This window comes from Taibaiella sp. KBW10 (assembly GCF_003852495.1).
Taxonomy (GTDB): domain Bacteria; phylum Bacteroidota; class Bacteroidia; order Chitinophagales; family Chitinophagaceae; genus Edaphocola.
The window spans coordinates 702,271-722,337 of sequence record NZ_QAJI01000003.1 but is presented as its reverse complement, the minus strand read 5'-3'; the positions used below and the strand labels follow the sequence as shown (position 1 = coordinate 722,337).

Here is a 20,067-nt window from a genome sequence, read left to right as displayed (position 1 = left end):
AACAAAACACCTTATGCATACTGAATCTATTGCTTTTTCACAGGCTGCCACACAATTTTACTTCGAGGCTTCCTGGGCGCATCTTAAAGATATTGTGGAGGAGGAGGAAATGATCCTGCTCACGGATAGTCATTTATTTGCGCTATATCCTAAGTTGTTTGCCAACAAAAAAACAATCGTGATTCCCGCCGGAGAAAGTGCAAAAAGTTTCTCTGTTCTGGAAAATGCCGTGTTGCAATTATTGACCTTACAAGCAGACCGGCAGTCTTTTTTGGTCGGGATTGGAGGGGGTGTGGTGACCGATTTTACCGGATTTCTAGCGGGTATTTATAAGCGAGGTATTCGTTTCGGTTTTCTGCCGACCAGTATACTGGGTATGGTTGATGCAGCTATAGGAGGAAAGAATGGTTTAGACATCGGTGTGTTTAAAAATATGGTGGGCCTTACCCGGCAACCGGAATTTATTCTATATGATTATAGTTTTTTACAAACATTGCCCAGGGAGGAGTGGATTAACGGGTTTGCCGAAATTATTAAACATGCTGCCATCTTAAGCACTTCTCTTTTTGATCATATAGCGGCCCATAAATTGACCGATTTTCAGGAAAAACCATCCTTACTATCGGCACTTATTTATAAAAATGTCATGCTGAAGGTGGGCGTAGTACAGGGAGATGAGTTTGAAAAAGCCGAACGGAAGCAGCTCAATTTCGGACACACACTTGCACATGCCATAGAAAATGAATATCAATTATCGCATGGTCATGCCGTTAGTATCGGAATGTATTTTGCGGCGAAGCTCTCGGCTCAGTTGTTGCATTTTAACGATAGCGAACGCCTGAAGATACTTCTGGAGCAATACCATTTACCCGTACACATGGATTTTGATTCGGTTAAGGTATTGTCTTTGATGAAGACCGATAAAAAAACGAATAAGGGAACCGTCGATTATGTCCTGTTAGAAACAATAGGCCAGGCCCGTATTTATCAAACAGATTTCAATATCATTGAACAATTTTTAGCGCAACAATAATCCTGCAAACACAAGATAAATTGCGCATATAATCTTTAAGGAAAATATGAACGTCAGCATACAGCCCCAATCTATACAGGGAACAGTACAAATCGCCCCTTCTAAAAGTGTGTTCCAGCGTACACTTGCTGCGGCGCTGCTCTTTAACGGAAAAACACGTATCGAAAATTACGGAATCTCCAATGATGATAAAGCTGCGCTGGCAATCATTCAACAATTAGGCGCAACCGTAACCATTATTGATGAAACGCGTATGGAAATTCATTCAACTGGTTTTCCTAACGAACGCATGCAGCAGGCATTTCATTGTGGGGAAAGCGGCTTGTCCTTCAGAATGTTTTGTATGATTGCGGCCACAGCTGCGAAAGGTATACAAATTAATGCAGAGGGTACTTTGCGCGACAGACCTTTGAACATTGTGGCGGCACTGTTGCATAGCCTTGGCGTCCGTTATCAGGATGAGCAGGGCCATTTCCCCATACAAATTCAAGGGCCTTTAGTCCCTCAGAATATTACCATAGATGGCAGCATTACTTCCCAGTTGCTCACAGGTTTGCTGCTGGCTTATGCCAATGCGCCCTTAACAGAAGAAGTGACAATAAGCGTACAAGATTTAAAGAGCAAACCTTATATTGATATCACACTTTCTGTGATCGAACAGTTTGGGATGAACATGCCCGTAAATAACGATTATCAGACCTTTACCTTTGCTCCCGGGGCTAATGCACAAACCAAAACACAGGTACAAACCCTAGTAGAAGGGGACTGGAGTAATGCGGCTTTTTTCCTGGTAGCGGCCGCAATTGGGGGAGATATCACCGTGACGGGACTTGATGTATTCAGCACACAAGCCGATAAAAAGATTCTTGAAGCCTTACAGGATTGTGGCTGCACCCTGTCGATCAGAGCCGATTTTATCCGGGTGCGGCATAATACCCTAAGCCCGTTTCAGTTTGATGCTACTGATTGTCCCGACCTCTTTCCACCACTGGTCTGTTTGGCCGCTTGTGCAGAAGGTACCTCCGTTATTGAAGGGGTTTCCCGTTTGTTACACAAAGAAAGTAACCGGGCACAAACCCTTCAGGAAGAAATGGCACGTCTGGGCATACTGATTGAAATACAAGATGATTATATGCTTGTACGGGGTACAGGTATCATCTCGGGAGGGATTATTGATTCCCGCGCAGACCATCGCATAGCAATGGCAGGTGGGATTATGGCTTTAAAGGCTTCTGCTGAGGTTCAGATTACCCATGCCGATGCCGTAGCCAAATCTTATCCCAATTTTTTTGAACATTTGAACAGCTTGTGTGCCGATAAAATAAAATTTGAAGGAACAATTTCAAATCCATAAATGCCAATACTGCATATCCAAGGGCAATAAGCTGCAAATATTTCCATTTTTATATTCGCTTACAGACGCTTCGGCAGGGTGGTCGTGTTAAATTATGACGAAATAACATTTGTAGATAATTGGTGCTTTGTTTGAGGATTTAACTTTATAAATCAAAAGCAAAGAACTAATTATATATGAACTTAAATAATTTCACGATCAAGGCACAAGAAACCCTGCAACAAGCACAGCAGGTAGCGTTTAATAATGGCAATGCCTATATTGAAACGCAGCATTTACTCAAAGCCATGCTGGACGATAAAGAAGGTCCGATCGAGTTTTTGTTGAAAAAAAGTAATGGCAACATGAACCTGATCAACACAAAGCTGGAGGAAAGCATCAACCGTATTGCCAAGCAAACCGGAGGGGATGCGGCTCAGTCGGTGAGTAGAGAGGTGAATAATGCCATCTTGCGTACCGCTACAATCTTAAAGACATTCGGAGATGAATTTGTAAGTCCCGAACACCTGTTGCTTTCCATTATGCAGGGAAATGATGATACGGCAAAACTTTTAAAAGATGCCGGGGTCACCGAAAAGGCACTGGTCACCGCAATTAAAGACCTTAGAAAAGGCAGTACTGTCAATTCTCAAACATCCGACAACACCTATAATTCCCTTGAAAAATATGCGAAAAATCTAAACGAATTGGCGCAGGCGGGAAAATTAGATCCTGTGATCGGAAGAGATGAAGAGATCCGCAGAACCCTGCACATCCTTTCGCGTCGTTCCAAAAATAACCCGATCCTGATTGGAGAGCCTGGTGTCGGTAAAACGGCCATCGTCGAAGGGCTGGCACACCGCATCATTAACGGAGATGTACCAGAGACCCTGCGTAGTAAAATCATCTATGCACTCGACATGGGGCAGTTAATTGCCGGAGCTAAATACAAAGGAGAATTTGAAGAGCGACTGAAAGCCGTAGTGAAAGAGGTTTCGGACAGCGACGGACAGATCATCCTGTTTATTGACGAGATTCATACCCTTGTAGGTGCAGGTGGGGGAGAAGGTGCCATGGATGCCGCCAATATTTTAAAACCGGCCTTGGCACGCGGAGAGCTAAGGGCTATCGGCGCAACTACCTTGAATGAATACCAGAAATATTTTGAGAAAGATAAAGCCCTGGAACGACGATTCCAGAAAGTAATGGTCGAAGAACCCAGCACCGAAGATGCTATTTCTATTCTTCGCGGTTTAAAAGATCGTTATGAGACCCACCACCATGTACGCATTAAAGATGAAGCGATTATTGCAGCCGTAGAATTATCGCAGCGTTATATCACCGATCGTTTTTTGCCCGACAAAGCCATTGATCTGATCGACGAAAGTGCGGCCAAGCTGAAGTTAGAGATGAACTCTATGCCGGAAGAATTGGATGAACTGGAGCGTAAAATCCGTCAGTTGGAGATTGAAAGAGAAGCCATCAAAAGAGAAAATGATGAGGTCAAATTGCAAATGCTGAATACCAATATTGCAAACCTGCTGGTAGAACGGGATACCTTGAAAGCGAAGTGGACTACCGAAAAGGAAATGGTAGAGAAAATACAGCAATCCAAAAGCCAGATAGAAGTGCTGAAACAGGATGCCGAGAAAGCCGAGCGGGATGGTGATTATGGTAAAGTAGCAGAGATCAGGTATGGTAAATTGAAAGAAGAAGAAGCTGAGTTGGTCGCCCATACTAATGCCTTGAATGAATTGGCACTCGACAGAAGATTATTGAAAGAGGAAGTAGATGCGGAAGATATCGCGGAAAATGTAGCCAAAGCCACAGGTATTCCGGTACAGAAAATGATGCAGAGTGAGCGGGAAAAATTGCTGGATTTAGAAACTGAATTACATAAAAGGGTAATAGGGCAAGATGAGGCAATTACTGCGGTGGCTGATGCCATACGCCGTAGCCGTGCGGGTTTGCAGGATGAGAAGAAACCCATTGGATCATTCATCTTTTTGGGAACGACAGGTGTCGGTAAAACCGAATTGGCTAAAGCCCTTGCCGCAACTTTGTTTGACGATGATTCGATGATGACCCGTATTGATATGAGTGAATATCAGGAAAAGCATAGCGTGAGCCGACTGGTAGGGGCACCTCCCGGATATGTGGGCTATGATGAAGGAGGGCAACTGACAGAAGCCGTGAGGAGAAAGCCTTATTCTGTGATCTTGTTAGATGAGATCGAAAAAGCGCATCCCGATGTATTCAATGTAATGTTGCAGGTACTGGATGATGGCCGCCTGACCGATAATAAGGGTCGTGTGGTAAACTTTAAAAACACGATTATTATTATGACAAGCAACCTGGGTTCTGATATTATCCAGGAGAATTTTGAAGGCTTAAGCGGCAGCAATGATGCTAAATTCCATGAAGTATTTGATCGTACCAAAGAAGATGTAATACTGATGTTACGCCAAACACTGAGACCCGAATTTGTGAATCGTATTGATGAAATAATCATGTTTCATCCCTTGTTGAGAAACGAGATCAAAGGCATTATCCGCATTCAGTTTGAAGAGGTTAAAGAAAGGGTTGCGCAGCAAGGAATCAACTTGAAGTTTACCGACTATGCAGTAGACTATTTTGCAGAGCAGGGTTTCGATCCGCAGTATGGTGCAAGACCGTTGAAAAGATTGATTCAGAAAGAGATCATCAACCTGTTGAGCCGACACATTATTGCCGGAGATATTGACAAAACGAAACCGGTACTGATCGATGTATTTGACAGAACAGTGGTGATGCGTAACGAAGAAGTGTAGTTATAAATCTTAGGATAAGGTTATTTATAAAGAATAGGGCAGGTCGAAATTTTGACCTGCCCTATTCTTTATTCAGCATAAATATTTATTCCGTGATGAATTTTTGGGTAGTCACCTCGCTTCCCTCGTGAACATTAATATAGTACATTCCTGCGCTAAATTGACTTACCGGAATGATAAGCGCTGTGTTCTGCGCCGGTTTCTGATAGTGTTCCTGCCATAAGGTTTTCCCCAACACATCAATGATCGCGATGGTATAGGTTTTAGCCAAAGGATGGTCAAAGGTTATATGTAAACCATCTTTTACCGGATTAGGATAAATCCCTACTGTGTGTTTCAAATCATCGTTGCGAAGGATTACAATGTCCGAATACTGGATGCTTTGATCCTTTCCTTCGATACGGAGGCGATAATATACCTTACCACTAAGCATAGCAAATTGTTCATCCGTAAAGTTATAGTCTTGTGTTACTGCAGGATTTTTTTGCGCAATAACGTACCCTGTGCGGTCAAAATGGGCGCCATCCGTACTGCGTTCTATTGTATAACCAGACACTAATTGATCCTCCATTATTTTCCAGCTTAATAATGCATGATGCGCATTGGTTTTTATGGCTTCAAAAGCGAGAAGGCGTATCGGTAAGGCTGCTGCAATATTTACAGATTTTTGATTGGAAGAGAGTTGCGCATACAAGCCGCCTGATTGATTGAGTATGGCGGTGTTAAAGCTATTAAAGGGAGTACCCGCATAAGTACTATTTAAGGCCGCAGCAGTATTATTAGCAGAAAGTCCCGAAACGGTATAAGCACCGGCAGGAAAAGTATTAGCGTTACTCAGATCGGGAGTACTACTGATGCGAACAATGTTTCCTGTTCCATTATTAACAATAGAAAACATATAATTATATCCCGGGGGATTGGTAATGCCGCTGCTGATACTTCCGCCTGAAGGAGGGGTCATCGTAATGCTATAGTTGTAGGGCAGCGCAACGCTGCCGTTGCTAAATGTAGCCGTCTGCAGCTGGTATTTCTGATTAGCACATAGTTGTGCGCTCACGGTATTGCTCAGGATCACACCATCATTGGATGCATTCATGCTTGCAGAGGAAGCCAGAAAATTTTCACATACATTCCCACTGTTGTAAGCTGTTTTGTAAAGATTTAATACAGCACTTCCGGAGTTTGTTTTGGTAAACGAGTATGTGCCCGAAACGGAAGGTGTAAATTCCAGTAGCTGATAACGGTTCGAATTGCTTGGCCCGTTACAACTTAGGGTATTTGGATTGTAGAACGATAAATTACCTGCTGGAGAAGCCGTACTGATAGTACCGGTAATGGTCGGGTTAATGGTCGTGCCATACGCCGGCGCGATAGAGAGATTAAGGCTTGCACTGCCCGGTGTTGCATTTACCGTGTTATCTGGACTGATAGACGTTCCGTTGGCAAGACTTGGGGAAGTAATACTGATATCCGCTCTGTTAATGTTGAAATAAATATTGCCTATCGATTCGATCATGAAACGTCCCGAGCACGTTGGCAAACTGGGTACAACGATCGTTTCGCTCCCGTCATTAGGAGTGCTGCTCAGTATGGTATAAGGAAATGTTTGTCCCCCATCGGTAGAGAAGGAAATCTTAATGTTAGCCATAGGCACACAAGTCACCGCGGTATTCCAGGTAAGGGTTACCGTATTCGTTCCATTGGCCACTAAAGCGGTATTGCTACTCATATTGGTAAATTCAAATGCGCCGCAGTTCAGCGTATTGACGGCTACATTGGCATAGGCCGCGCTGCCTGCTCCTGAATGATTGTCTCTTACCGTACCTCTAAAATTCATAGTCCGTACTACGGTCGGTAAGACTTCATAAGTGCCGGACATATTGCCGGTTAAAACACTTAGGCTTGGGAAATACCGGTTTGGATTACTTTTAGGAGTATAAGAGCGAAATAAAGGACCGGAAGTCGCCGTTGCGCCGGGTGTTATAGCAGTACCCGTTCCTCCTATAGCATCCATTTGCTCCCAAGTATAAGTGAGCAGGTTGCTTGGATCAGGATCAGTGGCATTCAGCGACAGTTTAAACGGGGTACTATGAGGTATGGTGTAACTACTCGCGGCTACCGTCGCCGTTGGGGTAGTATTCCCGCTGTTGCTGAGCACAGGGCAGGTATTGCCACTCCCTGAGGTGATAAAGCTTGCGATCTGTGCGAGCGAGCCGCCGTGGAAATAGTCGTCCGAATTATTTTGATAGGCGTTTCCGGTACACGAACCGGCATAGGCCATAATCGTAGAACCGCCACCGGGTTCCCAGCCACTGCTACCGGTTACATTTCCGTTGCAACTCCCATTGTTAGCAGCCATAGTATGGGTTGCCGAAAACTGGTGTCCGATCTCATGAGCAATCATAATGTCAAAAACCGGCCCTGAAGATCCTGTACTGAAGCTACTGCTTAATCCACCGGAACCTTTTCCTTTGTTTGTTGTACAGGTGGCATTCAGATTGGCTAACCCTCCCGACCAGCCATATCCGAATACCACACCCACATCGTAATTGGCACTGCCGATATTTGTATTTAAAGCATTATTATTTTCTGTTAGTGTAGCACTGGACGGAAACGAAACCGTTGTGTATGGATCTGTGGTTGCATCGGGATAAATAACCGAATTGCTGGTGACTAAAGTAAAATGTATGGTACAATCGCGCTCATATATGGCATCGATATTATTTACAGAATTGGTGATCAGGGACAGCGCATTTGTTTGGTTGCCGGCCCATGTGGTATACTCTCCTGTTGCGGCTATGGCCAGCCGGTAGGTTCTCAACTGAGAAGAGGGGAGAAAGGCGGTCAGCCGCCGCAAATCTGAAGGGTCTGAAAAGCTGCTGCCATCCGTACCGCAAACAGCAGCAGCGGTGTGCGCCTGCATATCTTTGGCCGCATAGACGATTAGGTTTTCCGGTTGTTTCAGGTCGGCGGGGGCAAAATACTCTACACCCGATTGGCCTGCAGTATGTACACTTCCCATCATACCTAAGGGTGATAAGGTAAGGCGTATGGTCCTTTTCCCGTCTGCCGATATTCCTTTAAAGGAAAGAATATTGGTATGTATATCCAGAAATGATTTGGAAAGGATGTTGCTATTACTGATGATAAAAGTGGCTTCCGTTCCGTCCAGCAGAGGAATAGATATGGTCGCGCTAAAATTGTCACTTTGATATCGTTGCTGTACGCTTTGCACAAAAGATTGTATTGTCGCAATATCCTGCCGCAATACGCGATAATTGCTCAGCTCTTTTGTAATCGGTGCGGCAAATGAAGCTACGTTGGTTTGCGGTTGGTAAAACTTCAATTCTTTAGCAAAGGAAGAGGAGGTATATAGGCTCAAACAAAGTAATGCCGTATTGAATAGTATATGTTTGCGCATAGAGAGAGTGGTTGTTAATGAAATGTAAAGCTAAGTATGTTTTATAACATTTCGGATGTCTCTTTAACAGCGTTATTTATTTAGTTTTCTATAATTTTGCATTTTATCATTTTGCCTGGATTATTATGCATGAGGATCGGTCTGTTTTGGGTGAGGAAAATTGTTTTGTTCCTTTTGCCAGAATAATTGACAGCAGTGAGTTGCCACAGAAATTTACATTCCCCTTTTATTATGAACCGCATCCTTTATGTTTGGAGGCTGTTGCGGCATTGCAACAATATCTGAGTACACAGCAAGACTGGGAGCATAATTTTGGGTTACAGGAAGGGCAATCCGGATTAGTAATCGGGAAAATGTTTGGCGTTTTATTAGTGGAAAAGGCTGACGGAGCGATCGGTTACCTTGCTGCTTTTTCCGGTAAATTAGCCAATAGTAATACCTTGCCTCGTTTTGTACCTCCTATTTTTGATATGCTACAGGACAATAGTTTTTTTGTAGTAGGCGAAAAAGAGATTCATCAGGTTACCCTTCAAATAGCGGCCTTGGAAAGTGATACCACTTATCAGGATGCCGTAGCGGCCTTGCGACAGGAGCAAGATGCCTCTGAACGCGACATTGCACTGCTGCGTTTCCGCCTGAAAGAAAAGAAAGCAGCCCGCAAATTCCTTAGGGAAACGGAAAAACGGGTATTGGCATCATCCGACTATGAAGAATTATGTGCGGAACTGATCAGGCAAAGCCTTTCCGATAATGCGCAATTAAAGCATTGTGTTCAAGTCTGGAAAGATAAAATAAACCTGTTAACCATAGCAGTCGATCAACACCGGGAAGTCATAAACCGGCTTAAAGAATCCAGAAAGCAAGCATCTGCAGCACTGCAGGAACGGCTTTTTGATCAGTATAATTTTATTAATAAGCAAGGGGAGTATAAAAACGTACGATCCATTTTTGACCGAGAGCCCTATGATAAGCCACCGGCAGGAGCGGGGGAGTGTGCCACACCTAAATTACTGCAATATGCATTCCTGCATGGGATGAAACCTTTAGCTATGGCTGAATTCTGGTGGGGGCAATCACCGGTTTCCGAAATCAGGAAACACCAATACTTTTATCCGGCCTGTAAAGGGAAATGCGAGCCTATTTTGGCACACATGCTCGAAGACGTTGAGATGGATGATAATCCGATGTTGGTACAGGAAGATCTGGGTGCAGCGATTGCCACTATTTACGAAGATGACCATATTGTGGTCGTGAACAAACCTGCAGAGTTTCTTTCCGTGCCTGGTATAAATATAGATGATTCCGTATTACGGGTATTGCAAAAGCGCTACCCGGAAGCTACGGGGCCTTTGCTTGTACATCGTTTAGATATGTCTACTTCCGGCTTACTGATTGCGGCCAAAACAAAAGAGGCTTATCATTATATTCAAAATCAGTTTATCAAAAAAGTGATCCAGAAGCGGTATGTGGCCCTGTTGAACGGCATATTGCCGCAATCCGAAGGCATAATTGACCTGCCCTTAAGGGTAGACTTTGATAACCGGCCCTTTCAGCTGGTCTGTCCCGAACATGGCAAAGCCGCTAAAACCAAATGGAAGGTGATTGCAGTAGAAGGCAATAAAACCAGGGTTTATTTTTACCCCATCACCGGGCGCACCCACCAGTTAAGGGTACATGCGGCACATATTATGGGGCTGAATACGCCTATTGTAGGAGATGATCTTTATGGTACAAAAGCAGATCGTTTACACCTGCATGCGGAATACCTGGAAATCCGGCATCCGTCGACCAAACAAAAAATTTCTTTTCAAGCCGATCCCGAATTTTAAAAATATTATATGAAATCCGCATTTAGGCAACCGTTTTGTTTGTCCTTTTGTGGCAATAACAGGACTAAAAATGCCTGTTTTTATTAAGGTGATTGCGGTGCATCGCGATTTTGCTGCATTCCGTGCATTGATTTTTAGCCAAGGATTTATAAAGCCTTGATTTTTTGGCGCTACCTTTTGCATCAAGGCAAAAGGTAGCAGTTGCTATAAATGGAAACCAAAAGAATAAAGAAAGTCCTTGTTTCCTAAAAGCGGATACTCAATAAATATTAAATGCTTATCCATTAGCCGGGCATGAAAACTACTGGAATCAGTACAAAGAACAATGGCAGCAGGATGTACGCGCTTTTTTAGCAGGCCTTGCTCCGTAATTAAAAAGAAAATTAGCGTACTTTTGATGCTATGAAAATCGGGTTTGATGCAAAGCGGGCGTTTAAAAATCGTACGGGATTGGGCAATTACAGCCGGTCGCTGATTGAAGCCCTGCATCAATACTTTCCCCAGCACCAGTACCAGTTATTTACACCCTTGTTGGAAGGAAAACCTTCTTTATTTGACGAAGCGTTTGACATGAAGAGTGTCCGGGTGGTACAAGCCCGTACTAAATTCTTATCCTCCTTTTGGCGTACATTCCGCGTGCCTTCTTTATTACATAAGAAAGGGGTGCAGCTTTACCACGGTTTAAGTGCAGAGTTGCCGGCAGGGACCAAACCCAAAGGCGTGCCATATGTAGTCACCATACACGATCTTATTTTCCTGCGCTTTCCCGAACTCTATCCGGCTATGGATAGAAAAATATATGGCTACAAAACACGTGCTGCCTGTGAAAAAGCAGACATGATTATTGCCATCAGCGAACAAACAAAGCAAGACCTTATCTCCTATCTGCAAGTGCCTGCTGAAAAGATTACAGTAGTATACCAAACCTGTAACCCTGTATTTGAGCGAAGCGTATCGGAAGTCTGTAAAAAAGAAATTTCACAAAAATATCATTTACCCGAGCGCTTTATCCTTTGTGTTGGTACCCTCGAAGCCCGTAAAAATGCATTGCTCCTCTTGAAATCCTTATTGCATCTGCCTAAAGAGGTAAATGTTGTTTTGGTGGGTAAGCCTACGGAGTATCAAAAAAAGATTGAAGCGTATATTAAGGAACACCATTTAGAAAACCGGGTTTGGATGCTGCCACAGGTAAGTTTTGATGATTTGCCGGTATTATACCAGTTGGCGAGTATCTTCGTTTATCCCAGTATCTTCGAAGGTTTTGGTATTCCTGTTATAGAAGCCCTTAAAAGTGGGGTGCCCGTTATTGCTGCGACCGGAAGTTGCCTGGAAGAAGCCGGCGGGCCGGATAGTTTATATGTAAGACCGGATGATGACTTTGCTTTGGCGCAGCATATTGCCGCCTTATGGGATGACGAAGATTTCCGGCAAGCACAAATTGAAAAAGGGCTAACCTTTGCTCAGAAATTCTCTCTCAAAGATTTTGCGGCACATACAATGCAAGTATACCAGACATTAGTCTGAATGGGTAAAAGTGCGGCCATTATTGTTTTATTTATGTTATAAATATGTAATAAATATATAAAAATAGTGCTTACCACATAATTAACGTACCTTTGCAGCTTATTTCAAAAAACAGTAATGATTACATTCGAACAATTCGGATTAAAAGAGGAGCTTGTACAAGCTGTTAAGGCAATTGGATTTGAAACACCATCCCCAATTCAGGAGCAAACAATCCCACTTTTGGTTCGCGAGAACATTGACATTACCGCTCTGGCACAAACAGGGACAGGTAAAACCGCGGCATTTGGACTTCCTTTGCTGAACCGCATAGAAGAGGGACTTGGTGAAATTCAAGCTTTAGTATTAAGTCCTACAAGGGAATTGTGTATGCAAATTCAAGAAGAATTTGTGAAATATAGTAAATTTCTGAGTGGAGTAGGAATCGTAGCTGTTTATGGTGGTACACCAATCGGCGCGCAAATCAGAGATATCAAACGTCGTCCGCACATCATCGTGGCTACTCCAGGCCGTTTGATGGATTTAATGGAGCGTGGCGTAATTAATTTAGACCACGTGAAAACGGTGGTATTGGATGAAGCAGATGAAATGTTGAACATGGGTTTCCGTGACGATATTGATTTCATCCTTAAAAATGCAGAGAAGAAAGAAGCCTCATGGTTATTTTCTGCGACAATGAACAATGACGTAAGACGCATTGCGAAGCGCTTCATGCAAAATCCTAAGGAAATTGCGGTAGCGAGAGAAAACGTAACAAACGAAAATATCGATCATCAGTATTTTGTAACCAGTGCACATCACCGTTATGATACCCTGAAGCGTTTATTGGACTTTGCTCCGGATATTTATGGTATTATCTTTACCCGTACCAAGCAAGATGCACAAGATATTTCTGAAAAGCTGATGCGTGAAGGATATCATGTAAGCCCATTGCATGGTGATATGGATCAAAAGATGCGTACCAAAGTAATGGATCGCTTCAAACGTAAAATGTTGCAGGCGATTGTGGCTACAGATGTTGCCGCGCGTGGTATTGACGTAAATGATATTACACACGTAATCAACTACGAATTACCAGAAGATGTAGAAAGCTATACGCACCGTAGTGGCCGTACAGCACGTGCCGGTAAATCCGGTATCTGTATGTCTATCGTTACCCCTAGAGACATCGGTAAGATTCGCCAGGTAGAGCGTATTGCAAAAACTAAATTCAACAAAACAGATATTCCTGATGGAAATGAAGTAGTGCGTAAGCGTTTATTCTATTTCATGGAGAAGATCGAGCAGGCAGAAGGACAAACTCATTTCAGCGAAAAAATGAGCAAAGCCATCAGCGAGCGTTTTGAGGGAATCGATAAAGAAGACCTGATCCAACGCCTGTTATGGTTGCAATTGAAAGATACTGTTGCTTCTTATGAAGATGCTCCGGATTTAAATTCTGGATACGAGCAAAAATCAAGTGAGCGCAGTGCAAACAGAGATGGTTCTGTAAGATTGTTTATCAACTTAGGAACTAAAGATGGTATCAACACGCAAAAACTGATTCAATTCATTACGGATCAAACTGATTTTGATGGTAACCTGGTTACTAAAATCACTGTAAGAGAGTTAAGCAGTTTCTTCAACATACCAGCTGATGCTTTAGAGTATATTTCTGCAAACATCACTTCCCGCAAGTACAACGATAGAAAAGTACGTGTAGAGGAAGCTGATAATAAGCCTTCATTTGGCGGCGGCGGAAATAGAAGCGGCGGTGGATATGGTGGCGGCGGTTATGGCGGTGGCGGTGGTCGTCGCGATGGCGGTAGTGGCGGTGGTTACAGCAGAGGCAACTCTTATGACCGAAGCAAGCCAAAAGGTGACTACGCGGATAAGCGTGGCCCCAAAGCAAGAAAACCATTCAATAATTAATTGAATTTAGTAAGCTCATAAAAAAAATGGTTGCCATCTGATGGCAACCATTTTTTTATGAGCTTACTTTAGTCCGTCCCCTTTATTGCATTTTAAAGGATATGGGCAATGTATAATATACCCGTACACTCTTGCCATTTTGTTTTCCCGGCTTCCATTTAGGCATACTTTTAACTACGCGGAGCGCCTCTCTATCCAGTATTCTATCTACACTGCGCACAACGGTTACATTTGTAATCTCTCCCATTTCTGTCACTACAAATTTCAGGAATACTTTACCCTGTATTTTTGCTTCTACGGCTTCTTTCGGATAGCGAATGTTTTTCTGCAAGAATTGGTTCATTGCGTTTGCACCGCCCGGAAATTCTGGCATTTGCTCAACAGAAGTAAAGGTTTCCGTCCCATTTGGTACGCGCGAGGGTGGTGGGGCTTCTACTACACCCATACCGCTCATGCCCGGATCAATCGCATCCGGATCGCCGCTTGCGTAACGGCCGGTGTAATTATCGGCCGCCTGTAAAGAATCGTCATATTTTTTTCTACGGTATCTTTCTTCCGAATAGTCATTGTCAGGATGTACATAGTCTTTTGCAGCGCTTACTTTGTGTTGTACAAAGGTCATTTCATACACCAGTTTGCCATTTTCCCAAAGCTTCCAGGTGCCACTGGGTTGGTTATCTTCAAAGGAAAACTCCATTTTGGGTTGCTTGAGTTCCCAGGTTTTAAATACACCATGTTTAAACGTACGGTGGTATACATTTTCTTCAATATAATCCCGGAAAACGGAAATACGGGAGCTATGTCCTTCCGTAATAGGCGTGCGATAAACGGTCGACTTGTCTGATTTAAAGAAAGACCGGTATACAGAATCTACATACTTTTCTCCTTTGCGATTTTTGCTGGAAGCAGAATTGCCATTCTTATTGACCAACATGCTCAGATAGGCTTCGCGATCGATATCAGATAATATTGTTTCGGGTATGGGCCTATAGGAATGAAGGGCAGTAGGGTTACCGTATTCGTCCCAATATTCCCACGTATTCGCAGCCATGCCATCTTCGTAGTAGCGTATTGATTTTATTTTTCCGGAAGGGTAGTAAAGGATAAATTTTCCTTCTTTGATACCATGTTTATAGTTTCCGGAAAAGGCAAGCGATCCGTCCGGAGCATAAAATTTACAGGTGCCTTCATATTGTCTTTCCGGAAAAAGGTTGATATACTGGTCTATCTCATCTATATCAGAACGTCGACGCCGGGAAAGGTTTCTTTCTTGGTCTTTGGAGAAGTTTTCAACTTCGTATCGTTCCATCTCACTCCAGGCGTAGGTGTATTTGCCTTCAAAAGCGAGTTTCCCGTCGGGGTAATAGTCTTTGCGCTTTTGTGCCTGCGTACTTATGGAGATGAATAACAGTAACAGCCCCAATATCTTGTATGAATAATGCATGCGGATTAATTTTGGCTTAAAAGTATAAAAAACGAAAGAGCCTGCCTAATATTTCAGGCAAGCTCTTTTGTTTATGTTTCGTTATTATCCGGTAAGGACTAACGGCTGTAATTAGGTGCTTCTTTAGTTATCACTACACCGTGTGGATGGCTTTCTGCCATACTCGCACTGGTAATGCGGATAAACTGTGCATCGTCTTGTAATTTTTTAATGGTTGGCGTTCCGCAGTAACCCATACCGGCTTTTAAGCCACCGACAAATTGTTGTACGACTTCACTTACCGTGCCTTTGTATGGTACACGACCAACAATCCCTTCCGGAACCAGTTTTTTTACATCATCTTCTGCATCCTGGAAATAACGGTCTTTAGATCCGTCCTGCATGGCATCGAGAGAACCCATACCGCGATAGGTTTTGAATTTTCTGCCTTCATATATAATGGTATCCCCGGGGCTTTCTTCCGTACCGGCAAATACTGAACCGGCCATAATGCAGGAAGCACCGGCAGCAATTGCCTTTACCATGTCGCCCGTGTAGCGGATTCCACCATCGGCAATCACCGGAATGCCTTTTTTCTTCAAGGCCTCTGCCGCTTCCATAACAGCAGTGAGTTGTGGTGCACCAATACCGGTAACGATACGTGTCGTACAGATAGAACCGGGGCCGATACCTACTTTTACAGCATCTGCTCCAGCCTCTGCCAGTGCCAGGGCACCTGCTGCAGTCGCAATATTGCCACCGATAACAGGAAGGTTCTTAAAGTTTTTCTTAACCAGTCGTACGGCATCCAGGATACCTTTAGAATGTCCGTGGGCACTATCCAGTGTGATAACATCTACACCCGATTGCACTAAAGCTTCTACACGATCCAGAATGTCTGCCGTAACGCCCACCGCAGCGCCGGCCAGTAAACGGCCAAATTCGTCTTTGCAGGAATTGGGATGGCTTTTATATTGGAGGATATCCCTAAAGGTGATTAGTCCGATGAGTTGTCCGGATTTATCAACAATAGGTAGTTTCTCAATTTTATGTTGTTGTAATATTTTTTCTGCTTTTTGTAGGGTTGTGCCGCTGGGAGCGGTTACCAGGCTACTGGCAGTCATGACTTCAGATACTTTCTTTTTTACATTTTTTTCAAAGCGAAGATCTCTGTTGGTAAGGATACCAATAAGTTTATGAGCGCTGTCTACAATCGGAATACCGCCGATTTTATTGTCCCGCATTACTTTTAAAGCATCTCCGATTGTTTGGTCAGGGTGTAGGGTAATCGGGTCTAGAATCAGTCCGCTTTCCGAACGCTTGACCTTACGTACCTGCTCGGCTTGCTTTTCAATACTCATATTCTTATGTAGAATACCTAAGCCACCTTCTCTGGCCAATGCAATAGCAAGATGCGCCTCCGTAACGGTATCCATAGCGGCCGATACGATGGGCGTATTAAGCGTAATTGTTTTGGTAAGTTTTGTGGAAATGTTTACTTCTCTCGGAAGTACTTCTGAATAAGCCGGCACTAAGAGGACATCGTCAAATGTTAATCCTTCGCCGTAAAATTTATTAGATTTTGCTGCCATATGCAAAGATAGGATTAAGAATTCTTTTTTTCAAAAATTAATATTTTGTCTTCTTGTTAAATTTTTATGCATTCCGTGCCGTTTTTGCATCCTAGTGTTATATAAATAGGAACCCGGTAGGTTACTTTTTGACGATTTAGGCATAAAGGGTATCAGATTGCCTGCTTAAAGTGTCGGGCTTAACATACTGTATACTATTTTTTATAGAAAGTTTGATTTTTGAATAATATCTTTGTAACGAACTAAATTTAAAAACAATTAAATCATAAACAATGAAAAAGCATATTTTAATCTTAGCAGTAGTTGCAGGAGCTTTCTCTATCACTTCATGTGGTGACGATAAGCCTGTAGAAAATGCAGCAACAACTTTTACGCAAGCGCAAGTTGATTCTATGAAAAAAGCAGCAGAAGATTCTATCGCCGCTGCAACTGCAATGCAAAAAGACTCTTTATTAAGAAAAGCAGCAGCAGATTCCTTAGCTGCCGCACAAGCTGCAACAGCCGCAGCAGCTGCTAATGTGAAAACAGGTGGAAAAGCAAAACCTGTAGTAACTAAGCCAAGTACGACTAAACCAGGAAACAAACAACCTCCTGTTACGACTAAGCCAGTAGATAAAGGCAGCACGGATTACAGACCGGGTTCTTCTAATAACAATGAACCAAAAGGAACCTCAGACAGAGCAGGTGCTACAAAAGGTAATGAGAAAAAATCAGTATCTGACAGACCAGGTGCTAATTAATCAATAAGATAAAATAAAGGAAGGGCTTGCAAATTTAATTTGCAAGCCCTTCCTTCATTAAAGAAAATGAGTACTTAGATTACAATTTTGTATAAGTACCAGTACATGCATCTGTAACACCAACAGAAGGCGTAACAGTGTAAGAGAATGATAAGCTGTTGCCGTTAGCAGTCATAGTGCCACTCAGGCTTCTTCCGCCGGTAACATCTTGGTTTGTGAAAGAAATAGTGTTTGTAGACGTTACAGTACCTGTAATGATTACACTTGTTCCGAAACCACCAGCGTTAGTCACTAAGGCGCTAATTTCATTAGTAGAAGAAGGAGAAACTTTTAAAGTGATGTTGTAGTTTCCTGAATTACAAGCATCAGCTCCTTTCCAGTCGCCAATGAATTTAGTACGGCTTAATGTTTTACAATCAGAACCTTCGTAACCAATTTCACAATCTTTTGTACAAGAAGTTAAGGTTGTGGCACCGAATGCCGTCAAGGTCAATAAAGCTGCTGAAGCAATAATGCGGATTTTTTTCATAATTTCTATTTTTTATTTGTTTTTAATACCGGTTGTTTAGAGTATAAACTATTGCTATAGTTTAATGGGCTATAAGAATAGTCTATATAATCCTATTACAAAAGTAATAAAACCATATAACATAATATATGCGTTAACATATAATTCAAAAAAAACTACCAATCCTTGTTTTTAAGGCTACGTTCCACATCTCTTGTTTTGATGCTTTCCCGCTTGTCATGTAGTTTTTTACCTTTTCCTAATCCGATATCCATTTTTGCATATCCGTTTTCGTTAATGAACATAGAAAGCGGTACAATCGTGAAGCCTTTTTCTTTGATTTTCTGCGCCCACTTTTTGAGCTCTTTTTTATTTAGTAACAATTTCCGTTCTCTCGTGGGATCATGGCCTACATAGCCGGCATTTACATATTGGGCAATATGCAAACTCTTGATCCATAATTCTCCTTTATGAAAGAAACAATAACTATCATTAAAGCTTACCTTACTTAAACGTACCGATTTTATTTCAGAACCGGTCAGCATAATTCCTGCAGTCAACTTCTCTTCAATGGCATATTCAAAAGTTACCGGTTTGTTCTTTATATATACTTTGGGTTGTTTACTATGTTTGCTCATCTTTTACCAATTCACGATCCTATCAAAATTAAGAAATAAAAAAAGAAAGCATCACAAATTTCTGTGATGCTTTCTGTACTTTTGCTGAGGTACCGAACGGATTCGAACCGCTGTAGAAGCTTTTGCAGAGCTCTGCCTAACCTCTCGGCCACGGTACCAGTTCGCATTGCGATTTAAAGGACAGCAAAGGTAAATTTTATTGTTTAATATTCAAAAAAATATTTTCAGGCTTTCATATGCAAACAAACCCAATTGGCGCTTCTGAATTGATTATAACAGACAAAGGATGTATCTACCACCTAGATGTGCATCCGGAAGAGCTGGCACAAACTGTGATCACCGTAGGAGACCCGGGCCGCGTCGCGACCATCTCTAAATACTTTGATCGTATAGAACACAAAAAAGAACATCGCGAATTTGTAACCCATACAGGGTATATCGGTCAAAAGCGCATCAGCGTTGTCTCCACCGGAATTGGTCCGGATAATATAGACATTACTTTAAATGAACTTGATGCATTGGTCAATGTTGATTTTAATACCCGCTTGCCTAAAGAAGCGCATACCAGCCTGGAGATTGTACGCATGGGCACTTCCGGTGCACTGCAAGCCGATATTGCCGTAGATAGTTTAGTCGTGGGTACCTTCGGAATCGGCCTGGATAACTTATTGCATTATTACAACTATGAAGAAAATGCGGAAGTTGCTTTTATCAAAGACGCTTTTATAAAGCATACCCGTTTAGAAACCTCAGCGATTAAACCTTATATGGTAGAAAGCGCTATCCATCTGCTGAATAAATTTCCAAAGCGGGAAGGGTATATTCACGGGATTACGGTGACTTGTCCGGGGTTTTATGCGCCACAGGGCAGGCAGATCCGGTTAAGCCCGGCTTTCCCACACTTAATCGATTCCTTATCTTCCTTCCAATGCGGAGAACACCGGATTTCTAATTTCGAGATGGAGACCTCCGCGATTTATGGTTTAGGACGCTTAATGGGACATCAATGTTTATCCATTAACACCATTATTGCCAACAGGCAAACGAAAGAATTTACGAAAGATGGTGCCTTGTCTGTTGAACGGATGATCGAAAAATCATTGGCTTTGTTGATTAATTAAAAAAATAAACTTCTCTTATAAAAGTATACACATGGATCTGCTTTAAACCAGATCCATGTGTATTTTACGTACCCTTTTACGCTTCGGCATAATGAGCATCCTTAATGAAGTACGATACATTTTTGCTGCTCAATTGTCGTATATACGGCTCACGATAACTGTGTTTTGAAATCAATAATCGTTG

13 protein-coding genes and 1 tRNA gene are annotated in these 20,067 nt (G+C 42.6%); 8 read left to right on the top strand and 6 right to left on the bottom strand.

Going from position 1 to position 20,067, the window contains the following annotated elements; translation table 11 throughout:
* Positions 1–13 precede the first annotated feature (13 nt).
* The 3 genes from DBR32_RS07380 to clpB all read left to right on the top strand — a co-directional run bounded on the left by DBR32_RS07380 (position 14) and on the right by clpB (position 5,176).
* Positions 14–1,033 (top strand): 3-dehydroquinate synthase family protein, encoded by a 1,020-nt coding sequence (locus DBR32_RS07380; protein ID WP_124635645.1) that lies wholly within the window; start codon positions 14–16, stop codon positions 1,031–1,033.
* Positions 1,034–1,079: 46 nt separating this feature from the next.
* Positions 1,080–2,387, top strand: a complete 1,308-nt coding sequence (gene aroA / locus DBR32_RS07375; RefSeq protein WP_124635644.1) for a 3-phosphoshikimate 1-carboxyvinyltransferase — start codon at positions 1,080–1,082, stop codon at positions 2,385–2,387.
* A gap of 176 nt (positions 2,388–2,563) precedes the next feature.
* The gene (clpB, locus tag DBR32_RS07370) at positions 2,564–5,176 is read left to right on the top strand and encodes an ATP-dependent chaperone ClpB (RefSeq protein WP_124635643.1); all 2,613 of its coding nucleotides are present in this window, start codon (positions 2,564–2,566) and stop codon (positions 5,174–5,176) included.
* 85 nt (positions 5,177–5,261) lie between these two features.
* Here clpB and DBR32_RS07365 read toward each other — a convergent pair whose 3' ends face one another.
* Entirely contained in the window at positions 5,262–8,597 is a 3,336-nt protein-coding gene (locus tag DBR32_RS07365; protein ID WP_124635642.1) for a zinc-dependent metalloprotease, read from the bottom strand.
* Between the two features lie 125 nt (positions 8,598–8,722).
* Here DBR32_RS07365 and DBR32_RS07360 point away from each other — a divergent pair, with 125 nt between their 5' ends.
* The 3 genes from DBR32_RS07360 to DBR32_RS07350 all read left to right on the top strand — a co-directional run bounded on the left by DBR32_RS07360 (position 8,723) and on the right by DBR32_RS07350 (position 13,861).
* The gene (locus tag DBR32_RS07360) at positions 8,723–10,426 is read left to right on the top strand and encodes an RluA family pseudouridine synthase (protein WP_124635641.1); all 1,704 of its coding nucleotides are present in this window, start codon (positions 8,723–8,725) and stop codon (positions 10,424–10,426) included.
* A gap of 402 nt (positions 10,427–10,828) precedes the next feature.
* A complete protein-coding gene (locus tag DBR32_RS07355; protein WP_124635640.1) occupies positions 10,829–11,950 on the top strand; it encodes a glycosyltransferase family 1 protein in 1,122 nt (373 codons plus the stop codon).
* A 117-nt stretch (positions 11,951–12,067) separates the two neighbouring features.
* The gene (locus DBR32_RS07350) at positions 12,068–13,861 is read left to right on the top strand and encodes a DEAD/DEAH box helicase (protein ID WP_124635639.1); all 1,794 of its coding nucleotides are present in this window, start codon (positions 12,068–12,070) and stop codon (positions 13,859–13,861) included.
* 82 nt (positions 13,862–13,943) lie between these two features.
* Here the strand turns inward: DBR32_RS07350 and DBR32_RS07345 are convergent, their stop codons facing one another.
* On the bottom strand, positions 13,944–15,305 hold the full coding sequence (locus tag DBR32_RS07345; protein ID WP_124635638.1) for an energy transducer TonB: 1,362 nt from the start codon (positions 15,303–15,305) through the stop codon (positions 13,944–13,946).
* A 98-nt stretch (positions 15,306–15,403) separates the two neighbouring features.
* On the bottom strand, positions 15,404–16,876 hold the full coding sequence (gene guaB, locus DBR32_RS07340) for an IMP dehydrogenase (RefSeq protein WP_124635637.1): 1,473 nt from the start codon (positions 16,874–16,876) through the stop codon (positions 15,404–15,406).
* Between the two features lie 272 nt (positions 16,877–17,148).
* Here guaB and DBR32_RS07335 point away from each other — a divergent pair, with 272 nt between their 5' ends.
* Complete coding sequence (locus DBR32_RS07335; RefSeq protein ID WP_124635636.1) at positions 17,149–17,616, top strand: hypothetical protein; 468 nt, start codon at positions 17,149–17,151, stop codon at positions 17,614–17,616.
* Positions 17,617–17,695: 79 nt separating this feature from the next.
* Here DBR32_RS07335 and DBR32_RS07330 read toward each other — a convergent pair whose 3' ends face one another.
* The 3 genes from DBR32_RS07330 to DBR32_RS07320 all read right to left on the bottom strand — a co-directional run bounded on the left by DBR32_RS07330 (position 17,696) and on the right by DBR32_RS07320 (position 18,920).
* Positions 17,696–18,145 (bottom strand): hypothetical protein, encoded by a 450-nt coding sequence (locus DBR32_RS07330; protein WP_124635635.1) that lies wholly within the window; start codon positions 18,143–18,145, stop codon positions 17,696–17,698.
* 155 nt (positions 18,146–18,300) lie between these two features.
* Entirely contained in the window at positions 18,301–18,762 is a 462-nt protein-coding gene (gene smpB / locus DBR32_RS07325; RefSeq protein WP_124635634.1) for an SsrA-binding protein, read from the bottom strand.
* An 87-nt stretch (positions 18,763–18,849) separates the two neighbouring features.
* Positions 18,850–18,920: transfer RNA gene (locus DBR32_RS07320), tRNA-Cys, on the bottom strand.
* A 78-nt stretch (positions 18,921–18,998) separates the two neighbouring features.
* Between DBR32_RS07320 and DBR32_RS07315 the strand changes: the two genes are divergently transcribed.
* Positions 18,999–19,883, top strand: a complete 885-nt coding sequence (locus DBR32_RS07315; RefSeq protein ID WP_124635633.1) for a nucleoside phosphorylase — start codon at positions 18,999–19,001, stop codon at positions 19,881–19,883.
* The last annotated feature ends 184 nt before the right edge of the window (positions 19,884–20,067 follow it).